The organism is Pseudoduganella rhizocola (genome assembly GCF_045984285.3).
GTDB lineage: Bacteria > Pseudomonadota > Gammaproteobacteria > Burkholderiales > Burkholderiaceae_D > Rugamonas.
In genome coordinates this window covers 607,321-625,160 of sequence record NZ_JBJQIK030000001.1, presented here as the reverse complement: position 1 = coordinate 625,160, position 17,840 = coordinate 607,321, and the positions used below count along the sequence as shown (strand labels likewise).

Here is a 17,840-nt window from a genome sequence, read left to right as displayed (position 1 = left end):
GCTATCACCGTGCTACCTCGGCCCGTATGCCCGCCTGCCCTGCCAGCTGCGTCCGCAGAACGAAAATCCGCTGTAGTTCTGCCAGCATCTGCTGCCACTCAGCCCACGGCCTGCGTGATGGCACCCCGCTTTCACGCAGCGCCTCCAGGAAGCGGGCGGCGCCTACGATCAGCACGCCCATGCGGCCGCGATCGGCGGCAGACAATTTGCCCCAGACATCGAGATCCATCGCATCCGGTACGGCAAACCTCAGTTCGAGTTTCGGCCCATACTCATCCTCGGCCACCGCATACCATGAATCGAACAGCATACGGCCTGTCGTTTCCGGGAATTCGATGCGCGGATGACGGCCGAAACCATCGGCGCCGATACCGCCGCATGCCAGGCGAATATCGAAGGACGGCAGGGTTTCCTTGCCAATGGACAGCCCGCCGATGTGCAGCCAGATGTGCTCGTAGTCGGGGTGAACATACTCACTGAGCAAACTGACTTTTTCGAAGCGCGGCACGGGAGGGATCGCGCGTAACGCTCGCTGTGCATTACGCAAAGCGAGTTCATAAGGCTCGGCGGGTGACGCCCATCGATCGATCCTGAGCGACTGTAGCAATGCAGCCAGTATCAATTGAATCCGCGTCCATTCCCGGCCGGATAATCCCAGCAACAGCTTTTGGCGCTGTTGGCCGCCAGCCCCGCCAAAATCGGCGCGCAGCTCAATCTGCTGCAGGTGAGCAAACCCATCAGGCCAGCGCAGGAACTGCTCCGACGGTGGATCAGTCCTGTCAAAAATAATGCCGAGCATGCCATTTTCAATCACGGTGTCGAAAACGACGTCATGCGGCCGCTCGCCATCATACAAGCCAACGATACGCCACCGTACCTGCTGGCCCGTCCTATGGCTTGCCAGCACTTCCACGCGAACATAGTCCACATAGTCCGGATTGCGCAGCAGCATCCGCTCCCAACGCGCGCCGTGTTCCGCCAGCCTTGGCTCGCACTCGCCGTGCTGCGCGGCATAGCTCTCAAACGCATTCTGTGCCGATTGCATCTGGAATAGCAGCTGCGCATTCTCACTCCGCAATGCGTGCAAACCAGCTTCATGACGCTCCAGCTCCTGCTGCAGCTGATCTCGCGCAGCGCTCACCTGGCTCAGCGAAGAACGCAATGCCTCACAAGCTTTAGCTTCCCTAAGAGCGTCATCCAGTGCAACAGCCAATTGTTTGACCTTGCTTCGTTCAGCATCAGCTGTTTCGCGGTGATGCGCCAGCTCGGTTGACAAAAGTGCCAGCGACTCGCCCAGTTCCCCATTCCGTACCTTCAAGGCCTGATATTTCGGGGAAAGCTGGGCATAGGCAGCGGCATCGGAGTACAGAGCTCGCGCCTCGTCGAACGTGGCGGACAAGGTGTTCGCGTCGCGCAAAGTGGGAACCTCCGCGGACAGCAAAGACATGCTGGCTTGTACTTCCGCGTATAGCGCAACAAGTTCGGGATAGGCGTTGCCCAGGGCCTCGGCCAGCAAGGCGTTGATATGGGTGCCCTGGACTTTTTGCACCGACATCCGCAGTGGCGCGCCATTTGCCTGTATACCCAGGCGGTCCTTGACCATGGACGCAAATCCGTCCGCATCCTCCTCACATGCTGCGACGTCCACAAGGACGCAGCGTGCCGGATTCCGATGAAAGAACCGCAGCATTGCGGTGTGGCTTGTTATCCATGCCGCGACAGCGCTGGCAAGCTGCACCTCGCCTCCCGCACCCAAGAAACGACCGATGAACCGCGCAGGCGACTCACAGACAAGGACAAAGAAAGTGCGAGGCTCAAAATCACGCCAGTAGTCCAGGAGCGCAACGCTAGCGGCACTGCTCCAGCCCCACAATTGAGCATCCATATTGGCAAAAAAAAGGTCGCGGGCGAGCTGATCCCCAAAACGACCAATTGCAGCCTGCGGATGAGAATCATCCATGCCTGGGCCAGATTTCAACACCTGCGCGTGCCAGGTATTGAAACTTAATTCGGGATTAACTTGAGATGGCTTGGGAGATGCCATACCAATACATCGCAGAACTTCTGATACCGGTTCTAATGTAGTATCAGAAGGTCCAGTAATACAAATACTCGCCATACAAACCCCAGAATAAAAAATCCCTATCACCCAAGTAAAGCCTCAACCGAGCAAGACTGCCAAGACCTCATTTAGACAAACCTTGTATTAACAAAATACAATTATAGCGAACTCCGGCCCAAAATACGAGAATCTTGCCTGCTGCCCCCCGCCTCGAAGCCAAGCCTGCTGCAAGCTGTATGGCAGCACGAGTGGTTACGGCACGCGCCAAGAAGCCTACCGCCCTTCACTGGCTGCCGGGGCGGCAAAACAACAGGCACCGAAACACCATGGCCGCAGGGCACAGAACGCAGAAAAAAAAACAACAGAATTGCATCGGTTACACGAAAATTTCCTTGCATGAATAGCAAATCCGCTCTAATCTGGACAGGTCAGGAATATACACAAATGAAAATATATAAAATCTACAGCCAGTCGGAATTTGAAACATTTTTATTCAAAAGCAATGACGCATATCAAAAACATCTGCACCGCATAAATAAATTTCTTCCGCCCGACGCACAGGATTTTCAGGTCCGAGGGTTTTCTTATACAGCTCAGCAAGAGGTTAACTTTCATTGCGACTTCGCGTATTCGGAAGGATATCCGGTAGTAAATTGGCGCGAAAGAGCGGTATGCCCTGTTACCGGACTTAATAACCGGACGAGAGCGGCGGTGCATTTTTTTGAACTCGTGTCCAATACATTTTTCGACGATCAGATCTTCATTTTCGAGCAAACCACGGCTCTGTACTCGCACCTGAAAGAAAGCTATCCCAATCTGATCGGTGCAGAGTTTCTCGGGCATGCAGTTCCCTTGGGGACGTACGATCATCGGGGGATACGGAACGAAGACGGCAGAAGCTTGAGCTTTCCGGATAACCATTTCCGCGCCATCCTGAGCTTCGATGTCTTCGAACATATATTCGACCACCGGAAGGCCTTGGCCGAATGCTACCGAGTCCTTGCCCCAGGCGGCTGTATGCTGTTTACCGTTCCGTTCAATCCGCATTCCAGCACTCATGTGGAGAGGGCCCTTGAGCTGAGCACAGGGGAAATCAGGCACATCTTGCCTCCTGAGTACCATGGCGATCCCCTGTCCGGGGATGGAATCCTATGTTTCAGGCATTTCGGCTGGAAGTTGCTGGAAGATCTGCACCGGGCAGGCTTTACCGAAGCCCATGCAGCCATTTTCCACTCCGAGGCGATGGGCTATTACACCAACCAGATAATCTTTTATTGCCAAAAGTGAGTCAGCGCCCGGCGAAAACTCCCCTTGCATGGAGCAAGGACAATACGAGATCTACGGAGTCTTCCACAGAGATTGATTCCGTATCGATTTTCAGATCGGGCGCCGCCGGCACTTCGTAGGGAGAGGATATCCCAGTAAAATCCTGGATTTCCCCGGCGCGTGCTCGCTTATATAACCCTTTCACATCGCGCTTTTCGCAGGTTGATAGCGAACAGTGGCAATACACTTCGACAAAGTCGCCCTGCCCCAGCAGTGCACGCACCCGCGCCCGGTCTGCCTCGAAGGGGGAAATGAAGGCGGTCAGCACAAGTATTCCCGCGTCTACGAACAGTTTTGCGGTCTCTCCCACACGACGGATGTTCTCCGCCCGTGCATCGTCAGAGAAGCCGAGATCGGCACATAAGCCGTGGCGCACGTTATCGCCATCAAGCACGAAAGTACGGCACCCCATCCGGTGCAGCCTCTCCTCGATTGCATGCGCCAGCGTAGACTTGCCCGATCCTGATAGACCGGTGAACCAAATCAACTTACTTTGGTGCCCGTTGAGCTCCTCACGATGGCGGCGGGTGATAGTAGCGTCATGCCACACGATATTTCTGGATTTCGTAATCAATTTGTTCTCTACGGGCTGCATTCGCGAAGTATGACAGTTCAGTACATGGAGCGCTCCCAGTTTACCGGGGTGCGTTACAAAAAGTAAGCAAGCCGGAGTCACGGCCTGGTTTGCTATTACAATAAATCATTAATACGGTGGCGCATATGCAAAAATAAGATATGAAGCGAATTGTGATTATCGGTGCGGGCTATTCCGGCACCGTCGTGGCCGCACGGCTACTGCGCTCAGCCGCGGCGCACTCAGTACAGATAACGCTCCTCAATGGCTCAGGCCATATTGCACGCGGCATGGCCTACGGCACGCAAAGCGCAGATCATACGTTGAATGTACCTGCAGGAAATATGAGCGCTTACGACGAGGAACCGGATCACTTTCTGGACTTCGTGAAGGGAATTGATCCTGCCGCGACTTCTGGCAGCTTCATGCCGCGCCGCATCTATGGCGAGTATCTGGAATGGATACTCAACCAGGCCGAGCTACTGACAAGGTCTGGTAACGTCCTGGAGAGAATCTATGAGCATGTTGTGGCCATTTGCCCGGCTGAGAATATGGCCAGTCATCGGGTTGTACTCGGATCGGGACGCAATCTTCACGCAGACAAGGTCGTGTTAGCACCAGGGCATTTCCCTTCCCATAATCCACGCATTGCCGATCCGGCGTTCTATAACTCCAAGCGTTATTTGAGAGATCCTTGGGATCAGGCTAGACTGGATGCTATTCCAGCCGCGGCGCCGGTAATGCTGATCGGCACGGGATTGACCGCAGTCGATGTAGCGATGACTTTACTCCGCCAGAATCCGGACCGCCGTATCGATGCCGTATCGCGTCGTGGGCTGCGTCCTCAATACCATAGGATGGTTGCGGCGAAACCTCACGAGGCGGGCACGTCCGCGATATGGGGAGATGCAAGCACCGTCCGCGCGCAACTCAGAGCTTTCCGGAATTACTGTAAAAAACTGGCGCTCCAGGGCCGCGACTGGCGTGAGGGCTTAGCCATATTGCGGCCCGCGACGGCCGATATCTGGCGCGCATATCCGCCCAAAGAGCGCCGCCGTTTTTTGCGTCACCTGCAGCCATTCTGGGACACTCACCGGCACCGCCTGGCACCCGCCATCGCCGAACGCTTTGAAGCCTTCATTGAACACGGCAACGTCCGCCTGTCCGCCGCGCGCGTACTGGGCTTTGAAGAAAACAGCTCCGGGATCAAGGTCACATTGTGCCACCGAGGATCAAATGTCCCTAGCTCCATCTTCACCCAGTACGTCATCAACTGTACCGGCCCCTGCTCCGATCCGCGCCAGGTTGAGAGCCCCCTGATACAGCAGCTGTTACGGGAAGAGCTTATCCGTCCCGATGCGCTCGGATTGGGAATCGATGTGGATCCCGATTGTGCAATATTGACCGCTCAAGGACAGCCCTCCAGCCAATTATTCTATATCGGCCCCTGGCTAAAAGCTGACTATTGGGAGGCGACCGCGGTTCCCGATCTTCGGCGCTTTGCGCGCACGCTGACCCAGAAACTGCTGAGTGAATAGCGAGCTGGTGCCGTGCGATGGCGTTGCCTCAGACCGAGGCCAGCATCGCAAGCTGCTCCTCATTCAGGTAGCACCACTCCCCTTCATGCAGCCCCAGCGATTCGAGCTGCAGCCGCCCGATGGCGGAGCGGTGCAGTGCAGCGCAGTGATTGCCGGCGGCGGCCAGCATGCGCTTTACCTGGTGGTACTTGCCCTGCTCCAGCACAATCTCCAGCTGGCGCTCGCCCTTCTTCTCGCAGACCAGCGCGGCCAGCGGTGCCGGTTCATCGTGCAGCTGCACGCCGCCCAGCAGTCGTTGCACCAGCGCGTCCGTTACCGGTTCCTGCGTGGTGGCCTGGTAGACCTTCGGTACATGCCGTTTGGGCGAGGACTGGGCGTGGATGAAGGGGCCGTCATCGGACATCAGCAGCAGGCCGGTGGTGTCGTGGTCGAGGCGCCCCACCGGCTGCACGTCGCGCCAGGTGAACTGCTCGGGCAGCAGTTCCAGCACGCCGGGATGATGGCTGGGCTTGCGCGAGCATTCGTAGTTGGCCGGCTTGTACAGCGCAAGGTACACGCGCTCGCGGTACACCCAGCGTTCGTCGAACACTTCGAGCACGAGGCCGTCCGTTTCGATCTGGGCTTTGTAGTTGTCCTGGAGTTCGCCGTTGGCGATCACGTCGCCGTCTTCGATCAGCGAGCGGCAATATTTGCGGGTGCCGAATCCCTGCGATTGCAGGATGCGGTCTAGGGTTTGTTTGCTCATGATCGAATTTTACCGGATGGCGGCACTCAAAGCTTACGATAAAGGCGCAGGGATTTCGCCTTCATGAGCCACATCGACTGCCTTTATCTGAGACGACTAGCGCAGTTGGCTTATCCCAAGCCTCACGAGTGCCGATCAGTTAGCATCCGAGCTACGGTCGACGATGCGCAGGTATGAGCGACCGTCAGCAAACCATCCATTTACGCCACCGGATAACCCAAGCAGTTTGGGTTTTTGCTATAATGCCTACTGTGTTGAACACACTCGGATTGCGGTTCGTCGTCTATCCGAACGACCATCGCCCAGCTCACGTTCATGTTATGGGCAACGGTTGTGAAGCGGTGTTTACCTTGCGTTGTCCGAGCGGCCCGCCGGCGTTGAGAGAGAACTACGGCTTTTCGCAAAAGGTTCTGACGCAGATTGGATACACGGTGTCCGCCAATCTCACTCATCTTTGTTCACACTGGGAAGAAATTCATGGCCGTTATTAACGCTGAGATCATGGAGGCTGCCAACCGGCGCGCTGTGGGGAAGCAAGGAACTTATCCGACGGTTGTCGCCGCACGTTATGACCGCCGCATTTCGCGCGTTGTACTGTCGCTTGATAGCGGTCTCGACCTAGCGTTTTCGCCGCGACATGCACAAGGGCTTGAACATGCGCGTCCTCGCGATCTGGATGTCGTCGAGATCAGCCCTTCTGGCTTGGGCATCTATTTCCCGAAGATCGACGCCGATCTCTACATTCCAAGTTTGATCGAAGGCTTTTTAGGTTCCAAACGCTGGCTTGCCGCGCAACATGGCAAGGCGGGGGGAGCGGCCACTACATCGGCAAAACAAGCTGCGGCAAGGGCCAATGGAAAACTGGGTGGACGGCCGAAAAAAGCTGTCGCTAAGATCGTCGAGGCTGCTTAACCTAACTTCAGGTACGCGCTGCTGCACTGGCGGGAATTGGTACCGGAATGTTCGATTGACGTGGATCAAGAAGGTGTTCCGATGGCATTGCTACACTGAATGCATGGTAGGAATTTACTGAATGGCCTATCAGAAAAGACAACCGCATCGGAGAACGCAGATGAAAGTGAAGATCAAGCAGGCTGGACTGGCCCGTCATGCGGCGGCCAGGCATGCGGCGGCACTGGCGCTGGCGCGCTGGCGCGTGCCGGACGAGGCCGCCTTACCGGAGCCGATGCCGCAGGCGCACTGGCTGGAGCTCACCCAGGAACGCTATCTGGCCTGGCTGCGGCGCGGCGGCTTCGCCGCGCCCGACACGAGCGGCGCGCAAACGATTGCGGAAGCAGGCACGAAAACAGCGGCACAAGGCCGCCGTTTTCCAGTCCCGTCACGGGACTCTTGCGAGGAATTGTAATTCTCTCTTTTTCGCATTCGCGATGCGCTCATGCAGTTCCCACAAGATGGCGAAGAAAGTGGAAATAAGGTTTGATTTGCCGTCCCTTGTTTGAACTACATGACCACTATAGAACACCCGCCGCGATATGCAAGCACTAATCCGCGGCGTTTTTCCCCGTTACGCAATTGCCGATTTGCAGTGGGCTTTGGCTCGTCTATCATAGCGGGTGGCGCCGCAGCGCCAGCGATGCGTAAAAGACAACTTCTCGGGGATTTTTATGTTGAATATCGTTGTACCCATGGCCGGCGCCGGCAGCCGGTTTGCCAAGGTGGGCTATGTTGACCCCAAGCCGCTGATCCCCATTCACGGTATTCCCATGATCCGCTACGTGATCGAAAACCTGCGCCCCGCCTGCGAACACCGCTTCATTTTCATCTGCCAGCAAAGCCATGACCAAAAATACGGGCTGGGCGAAAACCTGCGCAAGTGGGCGCCGGGCAGCGTGGTGGTAACGATCGACGGCATGACCGAGGGCGCCGCCTGCACCGTGCTGGCGGCCCAGGAATACATCGACAACGGCAATCACCTGATGATCGCCAACAGCGACCAGTTTGTCGACTACGATATCAACGACTACCTGAACAAGATGAGCGCCGAGCAGCTGGATGGCCTGATCATGACCATGACGGCGGATGACCCGAAGTGGTCCTTCATCGCTACCGACGCCGGCGGCGCCATTACGCGCGTGGTGGAAAAGGAAGTGATCTCGAATGAGGCCACGGTGGGCATCTACAACTTCGCCCGCGGCGCGGACTTCGTAGCCGGCGCAAAAGAGATGATCGCCATGAACGAGCGGGTGAACAACGAGTTCTATGTGGCACCGGTGTATAACCGCCTGATCGCCCGCGGCCAGAAGTTCGGCTATGTGAACGTGGGCAGCGAGCAGCATGGCATGTATGGCCTGGGCATTCCGGCCGACCTCGACTTCTTCCTCGCGCATCCGGTATCGCGCTCGCTGGACTGGAGCGCCGCATGAAGGTGCTGAGCCACCGCGGCTTCTGGCTGAACCCGGGCGAGAAGAATACGGTTGAAGCCTTCGAACGCTCCTTCAAGATGGGCTTCGGCACCGAGACCGATGTGCGGGACCTGAACGGCGAGCTGGTTATTTCGCACGACCCCGCGCGCAACGGCGCCATGCCGCTGCAGCAGTTCCTCGGCATCTTTGGCGATTGCGGCCTGCCGCTGGCAATGAACATCAAGGCCGATGGCCTGGCCGAGCCGCTGAAGAAAGCGATGCAGGCAGCGGGCGTCACGAACTGGTTCGTGTTCGATATGTCGGTGCCGGATATGCGCCATCATCTGGCGGCAGGCAATGCCGTGTATGCGCGCCTGAGCGAGGTGGAACAGAGCATCCCCTGGGAGCCGCAAATCCAGGGCATCTGGCTGGATGGATTCAGCGGCGAATGGTATGACGCGGCCACCATCCGCGCCCAGCTCGACCGATCGCGCCCGGTGTGCGTGGTGTCGCCCGAGCTGCACGGCAGGCCGCACCAGGCCCTGTGGACCATGCTGGCGGAGCTCAAACACTACCCGCACCTGTCGCTGTGCACGGACCTGCCAACGGATGCACAAACCTTCTTTGGAACCCAGCAATGATTAAAGCAGTTATCTTCGATATGGACGGCGTGCTGATCGAGGCGAAGGACTGGCATTACGATGCCCTCAACCGCGCCTTGCAGCTGTTCGGCTTTGAAATCAACCGCTACCAGCATCTCACCACCTACGACGGCCTGCCCACGTCGAAGAAGCTGGAGATGCTGTCGATGGAATCCTCGCTGCCGCGCGAGCTGCACAAATTCATCAATGAGATGAAGCAGGAATACACGATGGAGATCGTGCATGCCAAGTGCCGCCCCAGCTTCGTGCACGAGTTTGCGCTGTCGCGCCTGAAGGGCATGGACTACAAGCTGGCCGTGGCCTCGAATTCCATCCGCAAGACGGTGGAGGTCATGATGGAGAAAGCCAGGCTGTCGCCCTACCTGGACCTGATGCTGTCCAATGAAGACGTTAGCCAGGCCAAGCCGCATCCGGAAATCTACACCAAGGCCATCAACCATTTCGGGCTTGATCCGAAGGAGTGCCTGATCGTAGAGGACAACGACAACGGCATCCGCGCCGCCACTGCGGCAGGCGCGCATGTGCTGCCGGTGACGGAGGTCAGCGACGTGAATATCGAGAACATCCTGGCGCGGATTAACGCCATCAATGCAGGAGAAGTAAAGTGAATGTACTGATTCTTGCAGCCGGCAAGCCGAATCCGGAACTGGCCGATTCCTATCCGCTCTGCCTTACCGAAATTGAAGGCAGCCCGCTGATCGAGCGCATCCTGGTGGCCTGTGCCCGCCTGAACCCGTCGAAGATCATTGTTGCCATCCGCCGCGAAGACGCGCGCCGCCACCATCTGGACAATGTGGTGAAGCTGCTGTGCGCCAATGCGGAGGTGGTCACAGTCTCCGACAAGGTGCAGGGCGCCGCCTGCTCGGCGCTGCTGGCTGCACCGTACACGGACAATGACGAGCCGCTGCTGATCCTGAACGGCGATTCGCTGCTGGCCGTGGATTTTGCCACCGTCATCAACGACTTCATGGCGCGCCAGCTGGATGCGGGCACCATCGCCTTCCCCTCGGTGCACCCGCGCTATTCCTACGTGCGGCTGGATGCGAACGGGCTGGTGGTGGAAGCGGCGGAAAAGAATCCCATCAGCCGCGAGGCAACGGCCGGCTTTTACTGGTACCGCCATGGCAAGGACTTCGTCGCCGCCGCGAAAAGCATGATCCGCAAGGACGCCAATGTGGGCGGCTTCTACTTCATCTGCCCGGCCTTCAATGAGCTGGTGCTGAAACACCAGCGCATCGGCGTCTACCGCATCGAAGGCAAGCAGTATCACCAGTTGAAGACCGAGAAGCAGGTCAACCTCTACTACGCACAGATGGACCAGGAGCGCGCCTGATGGAAAACTTTCGACTGGATGACATGATCAAGGGCTGGTTCGTCGGCGGCTTCGCACCGACGGCGCTCAGCACGGAAGCCTGCGAGGTGGCCATCAAGCACTATAAGGCGGGCGATCATGAGTCGGCGCATTACCACAAGGTTGCCACCGAGATCACGGCCATCGTGTCGGGCGAGGTGCGCATGTGCGGCCGCACCTGGGGGCCCGGAGATATCGTGGTGCTGAAGCCGGGCGAAATCACCGACTTCGTCGCCATCAGCGATGCCGTCAATGTGGTGGTGAAGCTGCCCGGCGCGCTGAACGACAAGTACGTGGTGGATTGATACCGTCATTGCCGCGCAGGTGGTAATTCGGGAGTGTGCCGGCGCGCTCCCGGGTCCCCACCTTCGTGGGGACGACAAGCAGGTCAGCGTAGCGCCGGCTTGGCCGCGTCGGCGGCGGCCTTGATGGCGCCGGCGCCCACCGAGGCGCCGAATTTCTTCAGCACGCGCTCGGGCAGGCCTTCGTGCTGGGTGTAGTCGATCACGTCTTCCGCTTTCACCACGTCGCGCGCCACCGTGTCCACGGTGCCGAAATCGTCCGCCAGGCCCATGTCCACGGCGCGGGCGCCGGTCCAGAACAGGCCGGAGAAGGTCTCCGGTGTTTCCTTCAGGCGCTTGCCGCGCCCGCTGCGCACCACCTCAATGAACTGCTGGTGAATTTCGTTCAGCATGGCCTGGGCGTGGCGCTTGTGCGCTTCGGTCTCCGGGCTGAACGGATCCATGAAGCCCTTGTCGGCGCCGGCCGTCAGCAGGCGGCGCTCCACGCCCAGCTTTTCCATGGTGCCGGTAAAGCCGAAGCCTTCCATCAGCACGCCGATCGAGCCCACCACGCTGGCCTTGTTCACATAAATGCGGTCGGCCGCGGCGGCAATATAGTAGCCGCCGGAAGCGCAGATCTCGTCCACCACCACATACAGCGGCTTGTCCGGATAGCCTTTGCGCAGGCGGCGGATTTCGTCCACGATCATGCCCGCCTGCACCGGGCTGCCGCCGGGGCTGTTAATGTGCAGCACCACGGCCGCCGAGCCGCCATCCGAGAAGGCTTTGTTCAGCGCGGGAATCACCACGCCTGCCGAGCCGCTGCCTTCGCTGTCGATATTGCCGTCGATCTCGATCAGCGCCGTATGGCGACCCACTTCGCCTTCCCCGCTCACAATGCTGAAGTTGAAGTAGTTCGCAACAGCCAGGAAAATCACCACCAGCAGGAAGACTTTGAAGAAGATGCTCCAGCGGCGGTTGGCGCGCTGTTCTTTCAGGGTGGCGAAGACCAGCTTTTCCAGCACCTCGCGCTCCCAGTTGATGGGAGGGTTGGCTGCTGGCTGCGGCGCAGGCGCCGGCGGAATGGTGTGGTTCTCTTCGCTCATGGTTGCTTCTCAGGTAAGCGCTTCAGGCGCGCGCCGGGCGTACATACTCGTCCGGGATCCAGTAAATATTATCGTCGTGCTCGCTGACCGCGATCTGGCGCAGTTTTCCGCCTCGGCAGGGGCCGCCCACGCACTGGCCGCTTTCCGGCGTGTAGATGGCGCCGTGGGTAGCGCACATGATATACAGGCCGCTGGATTCAAAGAACTCGCCCTGGTTCCAGTCCAGTTCCACGGGAATGTGGGCGCAGCGGTTCAGGTAGCCGAAGGCCTTGCCGCCGTAGCGCACCACGAAGCCGGTGGCATCGTCGCCGCCCGCCGTCACGGGAAAGCGCACGCCCTTGCCGCCTTCCGGCACGTCGGCCGCCGCGCAAATGAGGATCTGCTCGCTCATCAGGCGTTCTCGTTCAGCCACTGGTGCAGTTCGGGCACCGTTTTCGCCGAGAACACCGGCCGGCAGGCGGCCAGCTGGCTCACCGGATGCGCGCCATATTCGACGGCGATGCCAGAAGATCCCGCATTTTGCGCCATTAAGAGGTCGTGCGTGGTGTCGCCGATCATTACGGTGCGCTTCAGGTCCTGGCCCAGCTCGCGGGTCAGTTCCTGCAGCATGGCCGGGTGCGGCTTCGAAAAGGTTTCGTCGGCGCAGCGGGTAGCGTGGAAGGTGGACAGCAGTTTGGCCGCGTTCAGCGCACGGTTCAGGCCTACCCTGCTCTTGCCGGTGGCCACGGCCAGGAAATACCCCTGCTGGAACAGTTCGTCCAGCATTTCGGGCACGCCGTCGAACAGGGTCAGCTCGTGGTCCTTGCTCAGGTAGTGGTAGCGGTAGCGTTCCACCATGCGGCCGAGCATCCTGGCGTCCAGCCCGGGCATGGCAACCGCCATCGCCTCGTGCAGGCCGAGGCCGATCACGTGGGCGGCAGCTTCGCGGGTGGGAACGGGCAGGCCAAGGTCTTTGGCGGCGGCCTGGATCGACTTCACAATGGTGGCGGTGCTGTCCATCAGCGTGCCGTCCCAATCGAAGACGATCAGATCAAATTGCTTTCTTGGCATGTATTGTTTTTTACTTAATCCAGCGGTTGGCCCAAGCTTACCAAGAATTTTTCGCATTCGGGGGCGAGCGGTGCGTTCAGGGTCATCTTTTTGCCCGAATCGGGGTGCGTGAAGGTAATCTGGTGCGCGTGCAGGAACATGCGCTTCAGCGCGCCGCGCGTGGCGTCGGCTTTCTGCAGCGCCTTGTTGAGTGCGAAATCGCCGTATTTCTCGTCACCAGCGATGGGGAAGCCCGACGATGCCAGATGAACGCGGATCTGGTGGGTGCGGCCGGTTTTCAGCTCGGCTTCCAGCAAGGCGAAGTTTGCATATTTTTTGAGCAGCGTGAAAACGGTGTGCGCCTCCTGCCCGCCCTCCTGCACCACCACCCGGCGCTCGCCGTCCGCCGTCGTGTATTTGTGCAGCGGCAGCTTCACGTGCTGGCGCTTGTTCTTCCAGTCGCCCACGGCCAGCGCAAAGTAGCGCTTGTCGGTCACGCCGTCGCGCATCTGGTCGTGCATGTTGGTAAGCGCTGACCTCTTCTTGGCGATCAGCAGCAGGCCGCTGGTCTCGCGGTCCAGGCGGTGCACCAGCTCCAGGAATTTGGCTTCCGGCCGCGCAGCGCGCAGCTGTTCGATCACGCCGAAGGACACGCCGGAGCCGCCGTGCACGGCCACGCCCGCCGGTTTATTGATCACCAGCAGGTGGGTATCCTCGAAAACGATGGGGAATTCGGCCCCGGGCACGCTGTTTTCGGCCTTTTCCGCCACGCGGATCGGCGGAATGCGCACCAGGTCGCCCGCGTTCAGGCGGTACAACTGGTCGATGCGGCCCTTGTTCACGCGCACCTCGCCGGAGCGCAGGATGCGGTAAATGTGGCTTTTTGGTACACCTTTACACACGCGCAACAGGTAGTTATCGATACGCTGACCGGCCTCTTCTTCGCCGATCGTCACGAATTGCGCCTGCGGGAGGACCTTTGTTGAGGAAGTAGCAACAGGCTCTTTTACAACCGTTTGCCTTGTCTTCCGAGAAATTCCCTCTAAGTCCTTCATTTTGAATATATAATCGTCTCGCGGCGGTTTGGCTGCTGCACGTGTAAGAAAGAAAAGTACAATTTTACACAGGGGCGTACCCACTGGCCTCGCCATTTTGCAAATTCAGTGGAAATAAATGTATGCGCACATTCGGGCGCGGGCCAGGGTGGCAACCACTGTTGTCATCGGGTCAAGCGCCGGAATGCCGGAATTAGATTGGCTGGATAGTAAGGATAAGTCCGGTGAGCAAGCACTACAGTCGTTGCTCGCCGGTTGATGGAACTGATAACGCTTGCCGTTTTCGCCAGGCACCATACAAGATGCCCTGGCTCGACGCTTTGCGCACGCCTGCATTCTCCGCCCCGACCAGGTCGGGACGTTCGGATGAGTTGCGGGCAGTGCGAAACTCGGCAGGACGATCGGCTCCATGCGCCCTTTGCCGTAGCTGTGCCCGTGGCACGCTGCTGCATGACGAGGCATTTCCCCGCAGCCTCCTTAATTCTCGCGTGTATCCCTAAGGAAAAGCCCTCTCAAAAAGGGCATTACCAGGCCTATGGGCCCGCGGAGTTAAATAAAAATGAAACGCATGTTGTTCAATGCGACGCAGCAGGAAGAATTGCGCGTCGCCATTGTCGATGGTCAGAAACTGATCGATATCGACATCGAAACCGCCGGACGCGAGCAGCGCAAGTCCAATATCTACAAAGGCGTCATCACCCGTATCGAGCCCTCGCTGGAAGCCTGCTTCGTCAGCTACGGCGAAGACCGCCACGGTTTCCTGCCGTTCAAGGAAGTGGCGCGCAGCTATTTCCGTGAAGGCGTGGACGTGCGCAATGCCTCCGTCAAGGAAGCGCTGCGCGAAGGCCAGGAAATCATGGTGCAGGTGGAAAAAGAGGAGCGCGGCAACAAAGGCGCGGCCCTCACCTCCTTCATCTCGCTGGCCGGCCGCTACCTGGTGCTGATGCCGAACAATCCACGTGGCGGCGGTGTGTCGCGCCGGGTGGAAGGCGAAGAGCGCCAGGAACTGCGCGAAACCATGGACAAGCTGGACCTGCCGCAAGGCATGTCCGTGATTGCCCGCACGGCAGGCATCGGCCGCACGGTCGAAGAGCTGCAGTGGGACCTGAACTACCTGATGCAACTGTGGCGCGCCATCGAAGGCGCCTCCAAATCGGCGCCGGGCGCCTTCCTGATTTACCAGGAATCCTCGCTGGTGATCCGCGCCATTCGCGATTACTACCAGCCGGATATCGGCGAAATCCTGATCGATACCGACGATATCTACGAGCAAGCTCATCAGTTCATGAGCCATGTGATGCCGGACATGGTGCACCGCGTGAAGCGCTACAGCGACGACGTGCCGCTGTTCTCCCGCTTCCAGATCGAGCACCAGATCGAAACCGCGTATTCGCGCACCGTGCCGCTGCCAAGCGGCGGCGCCATCGTCATCGACCACACCGAAGCGCTGGTGTCGGTGGACGTGAACTCGGCCCGCGCCACCCGCGGTTCCGACATTGAAACCACCGCGTTCCACACCAACTGCGAGGCGGCGGAAGAAGTGGCCCGCCAGCTGCGCCTGCGCGACCTGGGCGGCCTGATCGTCATCGACTTCATCGATATGGAAGTCGCCAAGAACCAGCGTGAAGTGGAACAGCGCCTGAAAGACGCCCTGCACCACGACCGCGCCCGCGTTCAGATGGGCAAGATTTCCCGCTTCGGCCTGATGGAACTGTCGCGCCAGCGCCTGCGTCCTTCGCTGTCCGAAGGCTCGCACGTGACCTGCCCGCGCTGCTCCGGCACCGGCCATATCCGCGATACCGAATCCTCCGCCCTGCAGGTGCTGCGCATCATCCAGGAAGAAGCGATGAAGGAAAACTCGGCCGCGATCCACGTGCAGGTGCCGGTGGACGTCGCCGCCTTCCTGCTGAACGAGAAGCGCGGCGAAGTGCTGAAGATCGAGAGCCGCCACCGCATTACCGTGATCCTGATCCCGAACAAGCATCTGGACACCCCGCACTACAAGCTGGAACGCATCAAGCACGACGACCCGCGCCTGGAAGACCACGCCGCGTCCTACACCATGGCCGAGCAGGCGGAGACCGACATGGCCTTCAGCAAGCGCCAGAAGGAAGACGCCAAGCCGCGCCAGGAAGCCGTCGTCAAGACCATCACCCCGGCCCAGCCGGCGCCGATGGTGGACCGCACCGCTGCCCCGGCCGCTCCGGCCAAGGCCGCGCCAGTGGCCGCCGCGCCAGCCGAAAAAGGCTTCTTCGCCAAGCTGATCTCCTTCTTCACCGGCCAAAACGAAGAGCCGGCCAAGCCGACCGCACCGGCCATCGTGACCAAGGCGCCAGCCGGCGACCGCGGCGAGCGCAATGCACGCGGCCCGCGCGGCCGTAACCGCGGCAAAGGCCGTGGCGAGCGCGAAGACCGCGAACCGGGCGCACGCGCCGGCGCCGAGGAGGCAAGCGCCAAGCCGGCCGCCGAGGCACGCCAGCCGCGTCCACCACGTCCGCCGCGCGAACCACGCGAGCCGCGCGAACAGCGCGAAGGCGCCGAAGGCCAGGTGGAGGCGAAAGCCCCACGCGGCGAACGCGCTGAAAAAGGCGAGCGTGCAGAGCGCGCCCCACGCCAGCCGCGTGAACCGCGCGAACCACGTGCCGACAAGGCCACCGGCCTGCCGGCGGAAGCCAAGCAGGAAGAACTGGCACTGGCAGCAGCGGGCGTCGGTCCGGTTGGCACCGGCACCGGTGAGAACGTTGGCGCCGTGAAGTCTGCAGGCAATGTGGGTCCTGAAGGCGAAGAAAACGAAGGCGCGGAAGGTGGCGACGAGCCACGCCGCCGCCGCCGCCGCGGTGGCCGCAACCGCAACCGCCGCGAGCGCGAAGGCGCTGAGGGTGTTGAGGGCATGGAAGGCGCGGAAGGCGCCGACGTGCCGGCTGCGGGCGAGTCCGTGGAAGAGAAACTGGCTGCGCGCCCTGTCGAAGCAGCGCCGGTGGTGGAAGCGCCGGTAGCGGCTGAGCAGGCTCCTGCCGCTCCAGCAGCCGAAGCAGCGCCTGCCGCCGCAACTGCGGCGGCTGAGAAAGCTCCTGCGCTGGCGCCGGTTGCCGAGCAAGCACCTGCCGCTGCGCCGGTTGCTGAACAGGCAGCTGCAGTTGCCCCGGTTGCCGAGCAAGCGCCAGTGGCCGCTCCCGTTGCCGAAGAGCCAGCTGTGGCTGCCCCTGTTGCCGAGCAAGCAGCTGCCGCTGCACCGGCTGCTGAGCAAGCACCTGCGGTTGCCTCGACTGCTGAGCAGCCACCTGTTGCCGCAGCAGCGCCTGTGGCGGAGGCCCCGGCTGTCGAGCAAGCCCCAGTGGCCGCTCCGGCTGTCGAGGAAGCCACCGCACCGCTTGCTGCCGCACCAGCTGCTGAACAAGCCCCTCTGTTCCCTGAACCAGTTGTAGCGGCTCCTGCTGCAGAACCGGTCGTTGTGGCCCATGGCGAAATCGTTGCGCCCGCACCGGCCTCTGCCGCGCCAGCACCAGCGCCAGCGCCAGCACCAGCGGACATCAACAAGGTCCTGGAAGCCGCAGGCCTGACGATGGCTGCCACCGACCCGGCCAAGCTGCGTGCCGCACAGGAAGCAGCCGCGCAGATCGCGCCCGTGGAGCGCAAGCCCCGCGAACGCAAGCCTGCGCCACCGGTCTCGAACGAGCCGCTGATCCAGGTCGACACCCGCCGCTAAGCGGATGGCGCTGACCAACAGCACAAAAGGGAAGCCTCGGGC

18 protein-coding genes are annotated in these 17,840 nt (G+C 60.1%); 11 read left to right on the top strand and 7 right to left on the bottom strand.

Annotated elements, in window-relative coordinates; all coding sequences use genetic code 11:
* Positions 1-4: 4 nt before the first annotated feature.
* Complete coding sequence (locus ACJRPG_RS02905) at positions 5-2,044, bottom strand: hypothetical protein (protein WP_407998538.1); 2,040 nt, start codon at positions 2,042-2,044, stop codon at positions 5-7.
* Positions 2,045-2,458: 414 nt separating this feature from the next.
* Here ACJRPG_RS02905 and ACJRPG_RS02900 point away from each other — a divergent pair, with 414 nt between their 5' ends.
* The gene (locus ACJRPG_RS02900; RefSeq protein WP_407998537.1) at positions 2,459-3,349 is read left to right on the top strand and encodes a class I SAM-dependent methyltransferase; all 891 of its coding nucleotides are present in this window, start codon (positions 2,459-2,461) and stop codon (positions 3,347-3,349) included.
* A 1-nt stretch (position 3,350) separates the two neighbouring features.
* On the opposite strand, the gene cysC is transcribed toward ACJRPG_RS02900, so the two are convergent.
* Positions 3,351-3,962 (bottom strand): adenylyl-sulfate kinase, encoded by a 612-nt coding sequence (gene cysC, locus ACJRPG_RS02895; RefSeq protein WP_407998536.1) that lies wholly within the window; start codon positions 3,960-3,962, stop codon positions 3,351-3,353.
* A gap of 161 nt (positions 3,963-4,123) precedes the next feature.
* Here cysC and ACJRPG_RS02890 point away from each other — a divergent pair, with 161 nt between their 5' ends.
* Positions 4,124-5,500, top strand: coding sequence for an FAD/NAD(P)-binding protein (locus tag ACJRPG_RS02890; protein WP_407998535.1), 1,377 nt, complete (start codon positions 4,124-4,126; stop codon positions 5,498-5,500).
* Positions 5,501-5,528: 28 nt separating this feature from the next.
* Here ACJRPG_RS02890 and ACJRPG_RS02885 read toward each other — a convergent pair whose 3' ends face one another.
* The gene (locus tag ACJRPG_RS02885) at positions 5,529-6,245 is read right to left on the bottom strand and encodes a pseudouridine synthase (protein WP_407998534.1); all 717 of its coding nucleotides are present in this window, start codon (positions 6,243-6,245) and stop codon (positions 5,529-5,531) included.
* A gap of 173 nt (positions 6,246-6,418) precedes the next feature.
* Between ACJRPG_RS02885 and ACJRPG_RS02880 the strand changes: the two genes are divergently transcribed.
* The 8 genes from ACJRPG_RS02880 to ACJRPG_RS02845 all read left to right on the top strand — a co-directional run bounded on the left by ACJRPG_RS02880 (position 6,419) and on the right by ACJRPG_RS02845 (position 10,926).
* Positions 6,419-6,736, top strand: coding sequence for a DUF4160 domain-containing protein (locus tag ACJRPG_RS02880; RefSeq protein WP_407998533.1), 318 nt, complete (start codon positions 6,419-6,421; stop codon positions 6,734-6,736).
* Positions 6,723-7,157, top strand: coding sequence for a DUF2442 domain-containing protein (locus tag ACJRPG_RS02875; RefSeq protein WP_407998532.1), 435 nt, complete (start codon positions 6,723-6,725; stop codon positions 7,155-7,157). Before ACJRPG_RS02880 ends, ACJRPG_RS02875 begins: the two co-directional genes overlap by 14 nt.
* 160 nt (positions 7,158-7,317) lie before the next feature.
* Positions 7,318-7,611, top strand: a complete 294-nt coding sequence (locus ACJRPG_RS02870; protein ID WP_407998531.1) for a hypothetical protein — start codon at positions 7,318-7,320, stop codon at positions 7,609-7,611.
* Positions 7,612-7,870: 259 nt separating this feature from the next.
* Entirely contained in the window at positions 7,871-8,629 is a 759-nt protein-coding gene (locus ACJRPG_RS02865) for a glycosyltransferase family 2 protein (protein WP_407998530.1), read from the top strand.
* Positions 8,626-9,249, top strand: coding sequence for a PI-PLC domain-containing protein (locus ACJRPG_RS02860; protein ID WP_407998529.1), 624 nt, complete (start codon positions 8,626-8,628; stop codon positions 9,247-9,249). The genes ACJRPG_RS02865 and ACJRPG_RS02860 overlap by 4 nt, the downstream gene beginning before the upstream one ends.
* Positions 9,246-9,878, top strand: a complete 633-nt coding sequence (locus tag ACJRPG_RS02855) for an HAD family hydrolase (RefSeq protein WP_407998528.1) — start codon at positions 9,246-9,248, stop codon at positions 9,876-9,878. Before ACJRPG_RS02860 ends, ACJRPG_RS02855 begins: the two co-directional genes overlap by 4 nt.
* Positions 9,875-10,603, top strand: coding sequence for a glycosyltransferase family 2 protein (locus ACJRPG_RS02850; RefSeq protein WP_407998527.1), 729 nt, complete (start codon positions 9,875-9,877; stop codon positions 10,601-10,603). Before ACJRPG_RS02855 ends, ACJRPG_RS02850 begins: the two co-directional genes overlap by 4 nt.
* Positions 10,603-10,926: a hypothetical protein gene (locus tag ACJRPG_RS02845; RefSeq protein ID WP_407998526.1), complete on the top strand. Its 324-nt coding sequence runs from the start codon at positions 10,603-10,605 to the stop codon at positions 10,924-10,926. The genes ACJRPG_RS02850 and ACJRPG_RS02845 overlap by 1 nt, the downstream gene beginning before the upstream one ends.
* Positions 10,927-11,009: 83 nt before the next feature.
* Here the strand turns inward: ACJRPG_RS02845 and ACJRPG_RS02840 are convergent, their stop codons facing one another.
* From ACJRPG_RS02840 to ACJRPG_RS02825, 4 genes are read right to left on the bottom strand one after another with little or no spacing between them, the layout of a single operon-like run.
* The gene (locus tag ACJRPG_RS02840) at positions 11,010-12,008 is read right to left on the bottom strand and encodes a S49 family peptidase (protein ID WP_407998525.1); all 999 of its coding nucleotides are present in this window, start codon (positions 12,006-12,008) and stop codon (positions 11,010-11,012) included.
* Positions 12,009-12,030: 22 nt separating this feature from the next.
* A complete protein-coding gene (locus ACJRPG_RS02835) occupies positions 12,031-12,399 on the bottom strand; it encodes a Rieske (2Fe-2S) protein (protein WP_407998524.1) in 369 nt (122 codons plus the stop codon).
* Positions 12,399-13,058, bottom strand: a complete 660-nt coding sequence (locus ACJRPG_RS02830; RefSeq protein ID WP_407998523.1) for an HAD-IIIA family hydrolase — start codon at positions 13,056-13,058, stop codon at positions 12,399-12,401. The genes ACJRPG_RS02835 and ACJRPG_RS02830 overlap by 1 nt, the downstream gene beginning before the upstream one ends.
* Before the next feature lie 14 nt (positions 13,059-13,072).
* The gene (locus tag ACJRPG_RS02825) at positions 13,073-14,092 is read right to left on the bottom strand and encodes an RluA family pseudouridine synthase (RefSeq protein WP_407998522.1); all 1,020 of its coding nucleotides are present in this window, start codon (positions 14,090-14,092) and stop codon (positions 13,073-13,075) included.
* Between the two features lie 559 nt (positions 14,093-14,651).
* Between ACJRPG_RS02825 and ACJRPG_RS02820 the strand changes: the two genes are divergently transcribed.
* Entirely contained in the window at positions 14,652-17,798 is a 3,147-nt protein-coding gene (locus tag ACJRPG_RS02820; RefSeq protein WP_407998521.1) for an Rne/Rng family ribonuclease, read from the top strand.
* Positions 17,799-17,840: the final 42 nt, after the last annotated feature.